Origin of the sequence: Fictibacillus fluitans (assembly GCF_030418125.1) — a bacterium.
In the GTDB taxonomy this organism is placed as follows: domain Bacteria; phylum Bacillota; class Bacilli; order Bacillales; family Fictibacillaceae; genus Fictibacillus_C; species Fictibacillus_C fluitans.
In genome coordinates this window covers 15,279-29,789 of sequence record NZ_JAUHTR010000017.1, presented here as the reverse complement: position 1 = coordinate 29,789, position 14,511 = coordinate 15,279, and the positions used below count along the sequence as shown (strand labels likewise).

At 46.0% G+C, this 14,511-nt stretch carries 11 protein-coding genes; all 11 read left to right on the top strand.

The features are described from left to right. Positions 1 to 2 precede the first annotated feature (2 nt). On the top strand, positions 3 to 1,670 hold the full coding sequence (gene ilvD / locus QYB97_RS21345) for a dihydroxy-acid dehydratase (protein ID WP_301168059.1): 1,668 nt from the start codon (positions 3 to 5) through the stop codon (positions 1,668 to 1,670). A gap of 362 nt (positions 1,671 to 2,032) precedes the next feature. Next, entirely contained in the window at positions 2,033 to 3,751 is a 1,719-nt protein-coding gene (ilvB, locus tag QYB97_RS21340; RefSeq protein WP_301168058.1) for an acetolactate synthase large subunit, read from the top strand. Beyond that, complete coding sequence (gene ilvN, locus QYB97_RS21335; protein WP_301168057.1) at positions 3,748 to 4,266, top strand: acetolactate synthase small subunit; 519 nt, start codon at positions 3,748 to 3,750, stop codon at positions 4,264 to 4,266. The genes ilvB and ilvN overlap by 4 nt, the downstream gene beginning before the upstream one ends. Before the next feature lie 61 nt (positions 4,267 to 4,327). Then, positions 4,328 to 5,359: a ketol-acid reductoisomerase gene (gene ilvC, locus QYB97_RS21330; protein ID WP_301168056.1), complete on the top strand. Its 1,032-nt coding sequence runs from the start codon at positions 4,328 to 4,330 to the stop codon at positions 5,357 to 5,359. After that, positions 5,346 to 6,887 carry a 2-isopropylmalate synthase gene (locus QYB97_RS21325; protein ID WP_301168055.1) on the top strand — a complete coding sequence of 514 codons (1,542 nt, stop codon included), beginning with the start codon at positions 5,346 to 5,348 and terminating at the stop codon, positions 6,885 to 6,887. The genes ilvC and QYB97_RS21325 overlap by 14 nt, the downstream gene beginning before the upstream one ends. Before the next feature lie 21 nt (positions 6,888 to 6,908). Continuing rightward, positions 6,909 to 8,006, top strand: coding sequence for a 3-isopropylmalate dehydrogenase (leuB, locus tag QYB97_RS21320; protein WP_301168054.1), 1,098 nt, complete (start codon positions 6,909 to 6,911; stop codon positions 8,004 to 8,006). Between the two features lie 13 nt (positions 8,007 to 8,019). Further along, positions 8,020 to 9,453 (top strand): 3-isopropylmalate dehydratase large subunit, encoded by a 1,434-nt coding sequence (leuC, locus tag QYB97_RS21315; protein ID WP_301168053.1) that lies wholly within the window; start codon positions 8,020 to 8,022, stop codon positions 9,451 to 9,453. Further along, positions 9,440 to 10,045 carry a 3-isopropylmalate dehydratase small subunit gene (gene leuD / locus QYB97_RS21310; protein ID WP_301168052.1) on the top strand — a complete coding sequence of 202 codons (606 nt, stop codon included), beginning with the start codon at positions 9,440 to 9,442 and terminating at the stop codon, positions 10,043 to 10,045. Before leuC ends, leuD begins: the two co-directional genes overlap by 14 nt. Positions 10,046 to 10,280: 235 nt before the next feature. Then, positions 10,281 to 11,333 carry a tetratricopeptide repeat protein gene (locus QYB97_RS21305; RefSeq protein WP_301168051.1) on the top strand — a complete coding sequence of 351 codons (1,053 nt, stop codon included), beginning with the start codon at positions 10,281 to 10,283 and terminating at the stop codon, positions 11,331 to 11,333. A gap of 114 nt (positions 11,334 to 11,447) precedes the next feature. Beyond that, positions 11,448 to 12,743 carry a trigger factor gene (gene tig, locus QYB97_RS21300; RefSeq protein ID WP_301168050.1) on the top strand — a complete coding sequence of 432 codons (1,296 nt, stop codon included), beginning with the start codon at positions 11,448 to 11,450 and terminating at the stop codon, positions 12,741 to 12,743. A 390-nt stretch (positions 12,744 to 13,133) separates the two neighbouring features. Continuing rightward, positions 13,134 to 14,408, top strand: a complete 1,275-nt coding sequence (clpX, locus tag QYB97_RS21295) for an ATP-dependent protease ATP-binding subunit ClpX (protein WP_301168049.1) — start codon at positions 13,134 to 13,136, stop codon at positions 14,406 to 14,408. Positions 14,409 to 14,511: the final 103 nt, after the last annotated feature.

Below are 14,511 nucleotides of genomic sequence, written 5' to 3'. Positions count from 1 at the left end.
ATATGCGCAGTAACATGATAAAAAGCGGAATTGACCGGGCGCCTCACCGAAGCTTGCTTCATGCGGCCGGAGTAAAAGAAGAGGATATGAACAAACCATTTATTGGGGTCTGTAATTCCTATGTGGATATCATCCCGGGCCATATGCACCTCAATAAAGTAGGGGAAAAAGTAAAACAGGCGATTCGCGAAGCGGGCGGTGTTCCATTTGAATTCAACACAATCGGAGTTGATGATGGAATTGCCATGGGCCACATCGGGATGCGCTATTCCCTTCCAAGCCGGGAAATTATCGCGGATTCAGCTGAGACGGTAATCAACGCCCACTGGTTTGACGGAGTATTTTACATTCCCAACTGTGACAAGATTACACCGGGAATGCTGATGGGAGCGGTCAGAACCAACGTGCCGGCTGTATTCGTCTCCGGTGGTCCAATGGAAGCCGGTAAGTCTTCCGCCGGGAAATCCCTTTCACTTGTTTCGGTGTTTGAAGGAGTAGGTTCCCACCTGTCAGGCAAAATGTCGCGTGAAGAGCTCTTGGAGCTTGAGACAAGTGCCTGTCCGACCTGCGGATCCTGTTCAGGAATGTTCACCGCAAACAGCATGAACTCCATCATGGAAATGCTCGGCATCACGCTTCCGGGGAATGGAACGCTTGTAGCTACCTCCCAGGAACGCGATAAGCTGTATAAAGACGCAGCATTCCATCTGATGGATCAGGTTAATCGGGATATCCGGCCGAGAGACATTATCACAAAAGAAGCAATCGATGATGCGTTTGCTCTCGACATGGCCATGGGAGGTTCAACGAACACAGTCCTTCACATGCTGGCCATTGCACATGAGGCTGGTATTGAGTATGACCTTAAACGAATCAATGAAGTTGCTGAAAGAGTGCCATACCTCTCCAAAATAAGCCCTGCATCAGACTACACCATGCAGGATGTTCATGAAGCCGGAGGAGTCAGTGCCATTATCAAACAGCTGGGTCTCATGGACGGGGCCATTCACCGTGACAGAATTACTGTCACAGGCAAAACATTGTTTGAAAATGTGGAAGATGCTGAAATTCTTAACAGTGATGTCATCCGTTATCCTGATAATGCCTACAGCCCTGTGGGAGGGCTTTCCATCCTTTTTGGGAACCTGGCACCTGATGGCTGTGTCATCAAGGTTGGCGGCGTGGATCCATCCATCAAATACTTTGAGGGAGAAGCGATTGTCTTTGAATCCCAGGATGAGGCACTGGAAGGAATTAAAAGCGGCAAAGTCAAGGAAGGCCATGTCGTGGTTATCCGCTATGAAGGACCAAAAGGCGGACCGGGGATGCCGGAAATGCTTTCTCCGACTTCCGCGATTGCCGGAATGGGCTTAAGCACAAAGGTTGCATTGATTACCGACGGACGATTCTCAGGTGCTTCCAGAGGAATCTCAATCGGTCATATCTCACCGGAAGCTGCAGAGGGCGGACCGATCGCTTTCATAGAAAATGGCGACCATATTTTAATCGATCTACCCGACCGAACTATCAACTTGCTGGTCAGTGAAGAAGAATTGGAACAAAGAAAAGCAGATTGGCAGCAGCCGGAGCCTAAAATCAAAACAGGGTATCTTGCCCGTTATGCCAAACTTGTTACTTCAGCCAATACTGGCGGAGTTCTGAAAATATAACATCATTTAAAGACTAAAAACTAAACATCGCTAAATCTGTGAAGGGGAAGAATGACAGAAGGTTATTTACAGAGAGCCGGGTTGCTGTGAGCCGGTAATAACCCTGTCAGGATCTCACCCCTGAGTGTCTGATCGAACACGCTATTCCAAGTGTCAGTAGGCCAGGCCGAGTTAACCAGTTTCTTTAATGGCTAACTTGTTATCAAACCGGATGATTTTTTCATCCATGAGGCGGCTGTGAAAATAGCCGCGAAGAAGGGTGGTACCGTGAAAAGAAGCCTTTTCACCCCTTTGGCAGGATACACACTGTCATTTTGGGTGGATAGGCTTTTTATTTTGACCAAATAAGGGAGGAATCAGAAATGAAAGCCAGCTGGGTGGCCGAGGAAGAAAAAGGCAAAGTCCTGAAAATGTCTGGAGCCGATATGCTGATGGAGGCACTGGAAAAAGAAGGGGTTGACGTATTATTCGGATATCCCGGAGGTGCCGTCCTTCCCATTTATGATGCACTGTACAAAAAGAACATCAAACATATTCTGACAAGGCATGAACAAGGAGCAATTCACGCCGCTCAAGGTTTTGCCAGAGTTACCGGAAGGGCTGGTGTCGTAATCGCAACTTCCGGGCCGGGCGCGACGAATCTGGTGACCGGAATAGCAGATGCCATGATTGATTCACTCCCGCTTGTTATTTTCACAGGCCAGGTTGCTACATCCGTCATTGGAACAGATGCGTTTCAGGAAGCGGACATTGTTGGAATTACCATGCCGATCACAAAGCACAATTACCAGGTCAGGAAAGTGGAAGAGCTGCCGGGAATCATTAAGGAAGCCTTCCACGTTGCCCAGACCGGACGGCCCGGTCCTGTACTGGTTGATATTCCTAAAGATATCTCTACCTCAATCGGTTCGTACAAACCAGCCAATGAAGTTGATCTTCCGGGATATCAGCCAACCACAATGCCGAACCTGCTTCAAGTTAAGCGTTTGGCAGATGCCATCGTGCAGGCAAAGAAACCTGTTATCCTGGCTGGAGCCGGTGTTTTGTTTGCCAAAGCCGAGGAAGAGATTTTGGCATTGGCCGAGCAGCATAGAATTCCTGTCACTAATACCCTTCTGGGATTGGGAAGCTTTCCGGCGGACCATCCGCTCTTCCTGGGAATGGCCGGAATGCATGGGACGTATGCATCAAATACAGCTCTGCATGAATGTGACCTTTTGATAAATATTGGAGCCCGATTCGATGACCGCCTTACAGGCAACCTCGCTCACTTTGCTCCAAAAGCGACTGTTGCCCATATCGATATCGATCCGGCTGAGATCGGAAAAAATGTTGAAACACTTATTCCTATTGTAGGCTGTGCAAAACATACAGCGGCCGCTTTGCTCCGTGAGAGCCCGACGTCAGGGGACACGGCAGAATGGGTGTACCAATTGGCGGAACTTAAAAACACTTACCCGCTTTGGTACAAAAACGAAGGTGAGGTACTGAAGCCCCAGCGTCTGCTAGAAATCATCCATGAGGAAACAAATGGAGAAGCCATTGTTACAACGGACGTTGGCCAGCATCAAATGTGGACGGCTCAATATTACGGATTTGCTAAACCGAACCGCTGGGTAACTTCAGGGGGACTCGGAACAATGGGATTTGGTTTTCCGGCGGCAATCGGAGCCAAAATCGGCAAACCAGAGCTTCCGGTAGTAGCGGTAACAGGGGATGGAGGGTTTCAGATGACCCTTCAGGAGCTCTCGGTTTTACAGGAAATGAAGCTTCCGGTAATCATTGTCATCGTTAACAATCAATCGCTGGGAATGGTGAGGCAGTGGCAGGAAATCTTCTACGAAGAACGCTATTCAGAATCCTTGCTTCCGGTCCAGCCGGACTTTGTAAAACTGGCTGCCGCCTACGGAATTGAAGCCGCATCGGTTACGACCGAAGAAGATGCGCGGGCCAAATTTGCCGAAGCGCTCGATTCCAAAGCACCATACTTGCTGGACTGCAGAGTCGCATCAGATGAAAATGTTTATCCGATGATTGCACCCGGCAAGGGAATTCATCAAATGATTGGGGTGAAACCATGAGGCGCATCATAACCGCCACAGTATTAAATCGGAGCGGGGTACTCAACCGGCTGACAGGATTAATGACCAAACGGCAATTTAACATCGAAAGCATCACGGTCGGTCATTCCGATGAACCATCCATCTCAAAGATCACAATCGTTGTTCAGGTGGAGGATGACAGGAAGCTTGAACAGCTCCTGAAACAACTTCACAAGCAAATTGATGTGCTAAAGGTGAAGGATTTGACGGAAATGGCACTTGTTGCAAGGGAGCTGGCCTTGATTAAGGTGATCACCACTCCGGAAACCCGCAGTGAGATCAAAGTGATCATTGAGCCTTTCAGGGCAAGCATCATCGATGTCAGCCTGGAGAATGTCACCATTGAAGTGACGGGCGACAATGACAAGGTTGAAGCTATTATCGAACTGCTCAGACCGTATGGCATTAAAGAAATCTCGAGAACAGGCCTTACAGCCATGCCTCGGGGCACACAAAAAACGGTCTACAATCTGAATCAGTTTTCTATTATTTAAATCTAAAACTATAAAACCAACAAAACCAACAAAACCAACTATTATTGAGGAGAGATGAAAAATGGCTAAAGTATATTATGACAAAGAGATCGCAGATCAGTATCTAAACGGGAAAAAGGTAGCAGTTATCGGATATGGTTCACAGGGGCATGCTCACGCACTAAACCTGAAGGAAAGCGGTTATGACGTGGTAGTGGGTGTAAGACCCGGTAAATCATACGATCAGGCAGTGGAAGACGGAGTTCGGGTGGCATCGGTTGAGGAAGCTTCCAATGAAGCAGATGTAATCATGGTCCTTCTTCCGGATGAACTGCAGCCTCAGGTCTACAAAAATGAAATTGAGCCGGCATTAAAACCAGGCAAATCTCTTGTTTTTGCCCATGGATTCAATGTTCACTTCCATCAGGTTGTTCCACCGGACTTTGTGGATGTATTCCTTGTAGCTCCTAAAGGACCAGGACACCTTGTGCGCCGTACGTACGAGGCGGGTGCAGGAGTGCCGGCACTGATCGCTGTTTATCAGGATGTTTCAGGAACTGCGAAGGAAACAGCGCTGGAATATGCAAAAGGAATCGGAGCTGCAAGAGCGGGTGTGCTTGAAACAACCTTTAAAGAAGAAACAGAAACTGATTTGTTCGGTGAGCAGGCTGTATTGTGCGGCGGGCTGACTTCGCTCGTTAAAACTGGATTTGAAACACTTGTAGAAGCTGGATACCAGCCGGAAGTTGCTTACTTTGAATGTTTGCATGAACTTAAATTAATCGTAGATTTGATGTACGAAGGCGGTTTGGAAGGCATGAGATACTCCATCTCGGATACAGCCCAGTGGGGTGATTTCCAATCGGGTCCTAGAGTGGTAGACGAAGATACAAGAGAGAAAATGAGAGCGGTATTGAAAGACATCCAAACCGGTGAATTTGCAAAAGGATGGATTCTTGAAAATCAGGCCAACCGCCCGGTATTCCATGCTGTCAATGAAAGTGAAAAGAATCATCCCATCGAGGTTGTAGGACGCGAATTAAGAGCGATGATGCCATTTGTGAAACAGCAAAAATCAAAGAAAAAGGAGGCAGTAAGCAGTGCGAAAAATTGATATCTTTGACACAACATTACGGGATGGAGAGCAGACGGCTGGAGTTAACTTAAACGCCCATGAAAAACTTGAAATAGCCAGACAGCTTGAACGGCTCGGTGTTGATGTCATTGAGGCAGGATTTCCGGCAGCTTCACCCGGCGATCTTGCTGCGGTGAAACGGATTGCTGAAGAAATTAAAAACAGCACGGTCACCGGCCTTGCGCGCTCGACCCAAAAAGACATCGATGCGGCATGGGAAGCACTGAAAGATTCGGCTGAACCTCGTCTGCATGTGTTTCTGGCCACATCGCCGATTCATATGACATACAAATTGAAAAAGACACCGGACGAAGTCGTTGAAACGGCTGTCCAGTCCGTCAAATACGCTAAGCAGAAATTTCCGGTTGTTCAGTGGTCGGCTGAAGACGCCTGCCGCTCAGATTTGCCTTTCCTTGCTGAAATTATTGAACAGGTGATTGATGCTGGTGCCACTGTCATCAATTTGCCGGATACAGTAGGTTATCGCAGCCCTAATGAATACGGACAGCTCTTCCAATATGTAAGAGAGCATGTTCCTAACATCCACAGGGCGAAATTATCGGCACACTGCCATGACGATTTGGGCATGGCAGTGGCAAACTCGATGGCCGCTATTGAAAATGGAGCGGATCAGATCGAGTGCGCCATCAACGGTTTGGGAGAACGTGCGGGTAATGCTTCGCTGGAAGAGATTGCGGTTGCTCTTGCGATCCGCAGCTCCTTTTATCAGGCGGAAAGCCGTTTGGAGCTAAAGGAAATCAGCCGTACGAGCTCGCTCGTGAGCAGGCTGACAGGTATCAGTGTACCTCCAAATAAAGCAGTGGTAGGTAAAAATGCATTTGCGCATGAATCCGGAATTCATCAGGATGGTGTGCTTAAAGAAAAATCAACCTATGAAATCATCACACCTGAACTTGTCGGAGTATCTTCCAACTCGCTTGTGCTGGGTAAACACTCCGGACGTCATGCGTTCCGGTCACACATTCAGAAGCTTGGCTTTGAGCCTGGTGAGGAACAGATTAATACTCTGTTCAAGGAATTCAAGGATCTTGCCGACAGAAAGAAAGAACTTACGGAGGAAGACATTTTGGCGCTGCTTCTGGAGCACAAGATTCAGCCTCCGGTGCCGATGTATCAGCTTGGCGACCTTCAGGTGAATTATGGAACAAACAATATTCCGACGGCGACCATTACATTAAAAGCACCGGATGGATCCGAGATTCAGGAAGCGGGTACGGGATCAGGAAGTGTAGAAGCAATTTACAATACGCTGGATAAAATGCTTCCGCTTCCTGTTCATTTAAAGGATTACCGCATCCAGTCTGTGGGTTCCGGAAGAGACGCGCTGGCACAGGTATATGTGCTTCTCGAGTACGAGGATGATGAGATCAATGGAAGCGGTACGGCGCAGGATGTACTTCAAGCTTCCGCCAAAGCGTATGTTCACGCCTTAAACAAAACAATAATGAACGTTCAAAAAGACGAATTGGTGAACGTGAGTCTATAAATCTAATGAGGAGGGGTCAAGATGGAAAAAACAATTACAGTCTTGCCGGGTGACGGTATCGGACCGGAAGTGATGAAAGGGGCTTTGCGTGTCCTCAAAGCAGTAGAAGCCCGCTATGGCCATCAATTTAATGTGACAGAAATGCCGATTGGCGGTAAAGCCATTGATGAGACAGGACTTCCATTACCCTCTGAAACGCTGGAACAATGCTTAAAAAGTGATGCCATTTTACTTGGAGCGGTAGGCGGTCCGAAATGGGACGGGATGGATAAACGCCCTGAGCAGGGTCTGCTTCAAATTCGCAAGGAATTGAATGTTTTTGCCAACCTTAGGCCGGTAAAAGCATTCGCCCCCCTTGCTGATATCTCCCCGCTTAAACCGGAGCTCATTGAAAACGTTGACCTGATTTTTGTAAGAGAGCTGACAGGCGGACTGTATTTTGCCCAGCCAAAAGGCAGAACAGGAAACGAAGAAGCGGTGGACACACTGTATTATCACAGCAATGAAATCGAACGAGTGGTAAAAAAGGCTTTTGAAATTGCAGCATCCCGCAGCGGTAAATTGACTTCTGTGGATAAGGCCAACGTCCTTGAATCAAGCAAGCTTTGGAGGGACGTGGTCAACGAGATGGCGGAGAGCTTTCCGGAGGTGGAAGTGGAGCATATGCTGGTTGATAATGCCGCGATGCAGCTTGTCAGAAATCCCGGTCAGTTTGATGTTATTGTGACAGAGAATATGTTTGGAGACATTTTATCTGACGAAGCATCTATGATTACAGGTTCCCTGGGTATGCTGGCATCGGCTTCGGTAAGTGAGGACGGTCCGGGGCTTTATGAGCCTGTACATGGATCAGCGCCTGACATTGCCGGCAAGAATGCAGCCAATCCACTGGGCATGGTCCTGTCAACTGCCATGATGCTCAGACATTCTTTCCATATGAACGATGAAGCGGACGCGATTGAAATGGCCGTTCAGGAAGTATTGAACGCTAATTATCGAACCAGAGATATTGAAAGCAAAAAAGGAAGAATTTCTACAACCGATGAAATCGTGGATCAATTGATCTATCGATTGGATGAAAATGCAGCAACCGCCACACTGCTTGAAGTTTATGTGTAAGGAGGAAGATGAAATGGCAAAAACCATTATAGATAAAGTTTGGGAAAAACATACCGTCATGCAAGAGGATAACAAACCCGGTCTTTTGTACATTGATTTGCATCTTCTTCATGAAGTGACATCTCCGCAGGCCTTTGCCGGCCTGCGGGAAAAAAACCGGCCGGTAAGAAGACCGGACCTTTGCTTTGCCACCATGGATCATAATATTCCGACTAAAAACCGGTTTGTGATCGATGACAGCATTGCATTGAAGCAGATTCAGACGCTTGAACAAAACTGCAAGGAGTATGGCATCCATCTGGAAGGACTTGAATCCGAGCACCAGGGAATTGTCCATGTCATTGGACCGGAACTTGGGTTGACATTGCCAGGGAAAACCATCGTTTGCGGAGACAGTCATACATCCACTCATGGAGCATTCGGTGCTCTTGCCTTTGGGATCGGGACGAGTGAAGTGGAGCATGTTTTGGCCACACAGACCCTATGGCAGCAAAAACCAAAGCAGCTAAAAGTAAATATAGAGGGCAAACGTGGTTTTGGAGTAACGGCTAAAGATATTATTCTTGCATTGATTGCTCAATATGGCACTAACGCAGGTGCAGGCCATGTCATTGAATTCACTGGAGAAACAGTCCGCAGTTTTACCATGGAAGAACGCATGACATTGTGCAACATGTCGATTGAAGCAGGGGCAAAAGCCGGATTGGTTGCGCCTGACGAGACGACCTTTGAATATATTAAAGGCCGCAAATATGCTCCTCAAGGTGAACAGTTTGAAGAAAAAATGAAAGAGTGGAGCGCACTTTGTTCCGACGCGGATGCGAAATACGATAAAGTGATTGAAATAAATGCCGCCGAAGTGGAGCCGATGGTTACCTGGGGAACCAACCCCTCCATGGGTGTTGGGATTTCCGGAAATGTCCCTTCCTATACGAATGAACAAACACAGCAAGAAAAGGAAGCCTTGCAGAAAGCACTTCAATACATGGGTTTAAACCCGGGGCAATCTCTGACTGAAGTACCTGTCCAGCATGTGTTTATTGGATCCTGTACCAACTCCAGAATCAGTGATTTACGTGCTGCTGCAAAAGTGGTTAAGGGAAAAAAGGTTCACGGTGCCGTTCAGGCCATCGTGGTTCCGGGCTCACAGCAAGTCAAGGTAAAAGCAGAGCAGGAAGGCCTCCATCTTGTTTTTCAGGAAGCTGGTTTTGATTGGCGTGATTCAGGATGTTCCATGTGTCTGGGGATGAATCCGGATATCGTCCCCGAAGGTGAAAGGTGTGCTTCTACTTCCAACCGGAACTTTGAAGGCAGACAGGGCAAAGGAGCAAGAACGCATCTGGTCAGTCCTGAAATGGCGGCAGCAGCTGCCATCGAAGGAAAGTTCACAGACGTTCGGAAGTTTCAATCTGGTTCGAGGGATGGTGAGCAGTATGCCAGGATTTAAAACATTTACCGGAACAGCGGCGGTGCTTGACCGTGACAATGTGGATACGGATCAAATCATACCGAAGCAGTTTTTAAAGCGTGTGGAAAGAAACGGTTTTGGAAAATACTTATTCTTTGACTGGCGTTTCAACCGTGACGGTTCGCTCAATCCGGAATTTGAATTGAACCGTCCTGAAGCAGCAGGAGCCGAAATTCTGCTGGCCGGCGATAACTTTGGCTGTGGATCTTCACGTGAACATGCTCCATGGGCTTTAAAGGATTATGGCTTTAAAGTCATCGTTGCTCCGGAATATGCGGATATCTTCTATAATAACTCATTAAAAAATGGGATCCTGGTGATCAAGCTTCCTGCGGAAACCATCAATAGCATGAAGGACAGAGTGGCAGCAGGTGACCAAAAGCTGACGGTCAGCCTTGACAGACAGGAGATTTTATCCGGAGAGGAAGTTCTGGCTTCTTTCCCTTTTGATCCATATTGGAAAGAGATGATTCAGAATGGCTGGGATGAAATTTCTATTACCCTTAAATATGAGGATGCCATCAGCCGTTATGAAGAACAGCAGCAATCAGCTAAACAGCTTCAATTGTAGGTCGTTAAGTTTTTGGACAGAAAAAGGTTTGAAGAAAGAGAAAAAGGGAACGATAAGAGGAGCATTGCAAAACTGAACGTGTTGGCAGGTTTCCCATATGATAGTTCCATATCAGCAATCCTGCACATGGTTGTGCAGGATTTGTTGTTTTCATCGGCCGCCTGTGATCCGTCTTGAGTTTATGTCTTTAAACTGTTAAACTGATGCAAATAGAAACTGGAAGTGAATAAACCTAATGGCTAATGAAAAAAAAGGAAAAAACCCAAGCAATGTCGTCCCTTTTCCTAATTTGCCTGCCCGTTTGCTTGAAAAAGGAATGGCTTCCCTGAAAGCAAAACACTATAAGGAATCTCTATCCTGTTTTCTTCAGCTGCTGGAATTGAACCCCGGCCATCCACAGGGCCATCTTGGGGTTGTGCTCAGCCTGATCGAACTGGGCCAGCTTCAGGAGGCAAAGACAAGAGCAGAGAGAATGCTTAAGCAGGGAATTGGGGAATACTTTGACGTTTTGCAGATTTATCTTTCCGTTCTTATTCAGCTTTCAGCATACGATACCGTCGTTTCTGTGGTGGAAGCTGTGCTGGGGGAACATCAGCTGCCGGCTGCCCAGGCTGAATCCTTTTACCAGCTGCTTCATTTCAGCCGGAAAATGGCAGAAGACCCCGAACCTGGCGTCGAATTTACTCCCGAGCCGGCTGAAGACAGGAAACAAGAAATCGAAACGCTCAGAAGTATGCTGACAAGCAGCGAAATACATAATCAATGGATTGCCATGCAGCAGCTGAGCTACATGGATCCGGAAGAAGCCCTTTCTGTCTATCGTGAATTTTTGGCCAATGAAGAGGGCCACCCGGGAATTAAAACGATGGCACTTAATTACCTGAAGTCAAAGAATGTGGAAGAAACCGTTACTTTACATAAGTTTGGACAGTTGTATTCGATCTCTTTACAAGAGCTTCATGATGTTTACGAAGAACCGTTTAATCTCGAAGTGAAAAAGGAAGTGGAGGACAGGCTGGAACAGGAAAATCCAACCTTGTCACAATTTGCTCTTACCATTTGGTGGGACTACATACTTGCAATTTATCCACAGGTTCCTGAACCCGCGGACCGTTTTTTCTGGTCTCATGCTCTGCAATGTGCAGCAGGCAAATTGAGCGGTATGGACGCGTGTGAAGAGCTTGAATCAGAAATCGAGATCCATCCCGAAACACTGCAAAAAGCAGTGGAGCAACTGCTTGATATTGAACGCTTTACGTTTGGGCCCAATAAATTTTCAGATCACTAATCCCAAACAGGTAATGGTCGTTGTTGAAATACAAGTCGGTTATGATATAATGGAATGGTTGCAAAGAAAATGTAAAATTTTCAATGAAATACGTAATGTTGGAGGGAACTTTGAATGAGTGCAAAGTGGGAAAAGTTAGAAGGTAACCAAGGCGTCTTAACGATTGAAGTTGAGGCTTCTGAAGTAGATACAGCCCTTGACCAGGCGTTTAAAAAAGTGGTTAAACAGGTAAACGTGCCAGGTTTCCGTAAAGGGAAGATTCCACGTAAGATGTTTGAACAGCGTTTTGGGGTTGAATCTCTGTATCAAGATGCGCTTGATATTATCCTGCCGCAAGCATACAGCCAAGCTGTAGAAGAAACAGGAATTGAGCCGGTTGACCGTCCTGAAGTGGACATTGAAACAATGGAAAAAGGCAGCAACCTTGTATTTACAGCAAAAGTTGTAGTAAAGCCGGAAGTAAAGCTTGGCGACTACAAAGGCCTTGAAGTAACTGAATTTGATACAACTGTAACGGACGAGGATGTTGACAATGAAGTGAAGCGTCTTCAGGAACAGCAGGCTGAGCTTGTTGTAAAAGAAGAAGGAGAAGTCGAGAACGGAGATACAGCAGTTATCGATTTTGAAGGATTTGTCGACGGAGAGCCGTTTGAAGGCGGTAAAGCTGAAAACTATCCACTGGAAATCGGATCAGGTTCTTTCATTCCTGGATTTGAAGAACAGCTGATCGGCGATAAAGCAGGTACTGAAAAAGAAGTAGAAATTACTTTCCCAGAAGAGTACCATGCAGCCGAGCTTGCTGGAAAGCCTGCTGTTTTCAAAGTTACTATCCACGATATCAAAACAAAACAGCTTCCTGAACTGAACGATGAGTTTGCTAAAGAAGCTGACGCTGAAGTAGAAACAGTAGAAGAACTTAAAGCCAGCATCCGTAAAAAGCTGGAAGAGAGCAAAAACCATGAAGGTGAGCACCACACTCGTGATTCCGTTGTTGACAAAGCCGTTGATAATGCAGAAGTAGACGTGCCGGAAGCAATGGTCAACACTGAATTGGACCGTATGGTTCAGGAGTTTGGACAACGTCTTCAAATGCAAGGCATGAACCTTGACCTTTACTTCCAGTTCTCTGGCACAGACGAAGCTGCCCTTCGTGAGCAAATGAAAGAAGATGCTGGAAAACGTGTGAAAACAAACCTTGTACTTGAAGCAATTTCCGAGGCGGAAAACATTGAAGCTACTGAAGAAGAAATCAATGAAGAGCTTAAGAAAATGGCTGAAATGTACAACATGGATGTTGAGAAAATCACGCAAATGCTTGCAATGCAAGGCGGAAATGACGCTGTAGCTGCTGATCTGAAAATCAGAAAAGCAATTGATCTTTTAGTGGAGAACAGCAAAACAGTTGCATAATATTAAGTAAGGTCTGACAAGGCACGAAATTTTCGTGCCTTGTTTTATATAATTATTTATCGGACTGGCAGGAAAAGCGGTTTTTTTATGGAAACTTTTTTAAAGGCTTTATTTTTCTGATTCAGGTTTTAAAATAAGCCATAAGGTTAATACTTATAAAACACATCGAAAACAGTCCATTTTTGCTAATACATACTATTAAATGCCAATGAAGGGTTTTTATTTCCGTTTCAAAGGGGTAATATGATACAATCCAATACATAAACTTGCGGAAATGAAATCAGCGTGCAGCACAAGTTCAAGCTCACACAGTAATGAAACAAGCATTCATGCATCAGATGATGAACAGGTAAATGGTTTCATTCAATTTAAGGTTTAGGGGTGATTTCATTGTTTAAATTCAATGACGAAAAAGGGCAGCTTAAGTGTTCCTTTTGTGGAAAAACACAAGATCAAGTTCGTAAACTGGTAGCAGGACCAGGTGTATATATTTGTGATGAATGCATCGAGCTTTGTACCGAGATTGTGGAAGAAGAACTGGGTACAGAAGAGGATGTAGAACTAAAAGAAGTTCCAAAACCAATGGAAATCCGCAAGATTCTCGACGAGTATGTCATTGGCCAGGAACAGGCGAAAAAATCTCTTTCCGTTGCGGTGTATAACCATTACAAACGTATTAACTCTTCCCACAAATCGGATGAAGTTGAATTGGCGAAAAGTAATATAGCCATGATCGGGCCGACAGGTAGCGGTAAAACTTTACTGGCTCAGACCCTGGCTCGGATTCTCAATGTGCCGTTTGCCATTGCCGATGCTACATCTTTAACAGAAGCAGGGTATGTCGGGGAAGACGTAGAGAATATTTTGCTTAAATTGATTCAGTCCGCTGATTATGATGTGGAAAAAGCTGAAAAAGGCATTATCTACATCGATGAGATCGATAAGATTGCCAGAAAGTCTGAAAATCCATCCATTACCCGTGATGTTTCAGGGGAGGGTGTTCAGCAGGCGCTTCTGAAAATTCTTGAAGGTACGGTTGCAAGTGTTCCTCCGCAGGGCGGAAGAAAACATCCTCATCAGGAGTTTATCCAAATCGACACTACCAACATTCTCTTCATTTGCGGTGGAGCGTTTGATGGCATCGAACAAATCATTAAGCGCCGTCTCGGCAAAAAAGTAATTGGATTCAGTTCCGAATCAAGACAGGCGGAATTAAAGGCAGGAGAATACCTTGCAAAAGTATTGCCGGAGGATTTGCTTCGTTTCGGTTTGATTCCGGAATTTATCGGACGTCTTCCTGTTACTGCAAGTCTGACTCCTCTTGATGAGGAGGCATTGGTTGAAATTCTTACCAAGCCGAAAAACGCACTGGTTAAGCAATATCAAAAGCTTCTTGACCTCGATGGAGTTGAACTTGAATTCACGGAAGAAGCGCTCTCCGAAATTGCCAACCAGGCGATTGAGCGTAAAACCGGGGCTCGTGGTCTTCGTTCCATCATTGAAGGAATGATGCTCGATGTTATGTTTGAGCTTCCTTCCCGTGAAGACGTGGCCAAGTGCATTATTACAAAAGAAACCGTTTCTGATAAAGTTCCTCCGAAACTTGAGCTTGAGGATGGAACCATTGTTGAACCAAAAAAAGAAACGCCAAAGGAAAGTGCATAATAACGTAAAAAACCAGCCCGAGGGCTGGTTTTTTTATTTCGTTTAAAGGGATTATGTGGTTCGGTTCAAGTTTTTTCCATTTCTATTTTTTTCTGTTTAGTCC

What these genes read in the sequence shown, in the direction of transcription:
- ilvD (WP_301168059.1), top strand. Translation starts at nt 3, where the DNA reads ATGCGCAGTAACATGATAAAAAGCGGAATTGACCGGGCGCCTCACCGA.
- ilvB (WP_301168058.1), top strand. Translation starts at nt 2,033, where the DNA reads ATGAAAGCCAGCTGGGTGGCCGAGGAAGAAAAAGGCAAAGTCCTGAAA.
- ilvN (WP_301168057.1), top strand. Translation starts at nt 3,748, where the DNA reads ATGAGGCGCATCATAACCGCCACAGTATTAAATCGGAGCGGGGTACTC.
- ilvC (WP_301168056.1), top strand. Translation starts at nt 4,328, where the DNA reads ATGGCTAAAGTATATTATGACAAAGAGATCGCAGATCAGTATCTAAAC.
- leuB (WP_301168054.1), top strand. Translation starts at nt 6,909, where the DNA reads ATGGAAAAAACAATTACAGTCTTGCCGGGTGACGGTATCGGACCGGAA.
- leuC (WP_301168053.1), top strand. Translation starts at nt 8,020, where the DNA reads ATGGCAAAAACCATTATAGATAAAGTTTGGGAAAAACATACCGTCATG.
- leuD (WP_301168052.1), top strand. Translation starts at nt 9,440, where the DNA reads ATGCCAGGATTTAAAACATTTACCGGAACAGCGGCGGTGCTTGACCGT.
- QYB97_RS21305 (WP_301168051.1), top strand. Translation starts at nt 10,281, where the DNA reads ATGGCTAATGAAAAAAAAGGAAAAAACCCAAGCAATGTCGTCCCTTTT.
- tig (WP_301168050.1), top strand. Translation starts at nt 11,448, where the DNA reads ATGAGTGCAAAGTGGGAAAAGTTAGAAGGTAACCAAGGCGTCTTAACG.